The sequence below is a fragment of the Enterobacter sp. 61D5 genome (genome assembly GCF_034107965.1).
GTDB classification, from domain to species: Bacteria; Pseudomonadota; Gammaproteobacteria; order Enterobacterales; family Enterobacteriaceae; genus Enterobacter; species Enterobacter cloacae_M.
This window is the reverse complement of the sequence record NZ_JAWNFK010000072.1, coordinates 1-274: the sequence shown is the minus strand read 5'-3', so window position 1 is coordinate 274 and position 274 is coordinate 1. Positions and strand designations below refer to the sequence as shown.

Here is a 274-nt window from a genome sequence, read left to right as displayed (position 1 = left end):
CCTTTAATGGTCGACCTGATGTGCTGTTTGCCGACGAACCCTCCGGCAACCTTGACCGCCAGACGGGCGATAAAATTGCCGACCTGCTGTTTTCCCTCAACCGTGAACATGGCACCACGTTGATTATGGTGACCCACGACCTGCAACTGGCGGCACGCTGCGACCGCTGCTTACGGCTGGTGAACGGGCAGTTGCAGGAGGAAGCATGATTGCACGTTGGTTCTGGCGCGAATGGCGTTCGCCGTCGCTATTAATTGTCTGGCTGGCGCTAAGC

General features: G+C 57.7%; 1 protein-coding gene and 1 pseudogene. Both read left to right on the top strand.

The genetic code is table 11. The features are described from left to right. Nucleotides 1-209, top strand: a pseudogene (locus UTM25_RS22555) (ABC transporter ATP-binding protein); the annotation flags it as partial. Further along, nucleotides 206-274, top strand: a 69-nt coding sequence (locus UTM25_RS22695) for a hypothetical protein (RefSeq protein ID WP_409335734.1), incomplete at its 3' end; no start/stop codon positions are given. The pseudogene UTM25_RS22555 and the gene UTM25_RS22695, both read left to right, overlap by 4 nt.